Genomic DNA, 307 nt, shown 5'->3' with positions numbered 1-307 from the left:
AAAGACGTCGACACCGCCGCCAAGTGGTTCGGACTCTTCGAAGTGGATGGTCATGTCTGAATCCCCGACGGCCGACTCCCGGCTCGGCCCCCTGTTCGCCCGTTGCCGCGAGGAGAAGCGCAGCGCGCTGATCGGGTACCTGCCGGTGGGTTACCCGGATCTTCCGGGGTCGCTGGACGCGATGCGCACCATGGTTGACGCCGGCTGCGACATCATCGAGGTCGGGGTCCCGTACTCCGACCCGGTCATGGACGGCCCGACGATCCAGGACGCGGCTGATCAGGCACTGCGCTCGGGTGTGCGCGTC

The 307-nt window shown here is 67.4% G+C and carries 1 protein-coding gene; it reads left to right on the top strand.

Annotation, left to right across the window (positions count from 1 at the left end; translation table 11 throughout):
* Positions 1–52 precede the first annotated feature (52 nt).
* Positions 53–307, top strand: a 255-nt coding sequence (locus IO33_RS0142260; protein WP_031174370.1) for a tryptophan synthase subunit alpha, incomplete at its 3' end; no start/stop codon positions are given.

Source organism: Streptomyces durhamensis, from assembly GCF_000725475.1.
GTDB classification, from domain to species: domain Bacteria; phylum Actinomycetota; class Actinomycetes; order Streptomycetales; family Streptomycetaceae; genus Streptomyces; species Streptomyces filipinensis.
Note: the sequence above shows the minus strand (reverse complement) of the source record. Positions and strands in the feature narration are given on the sequence as shown.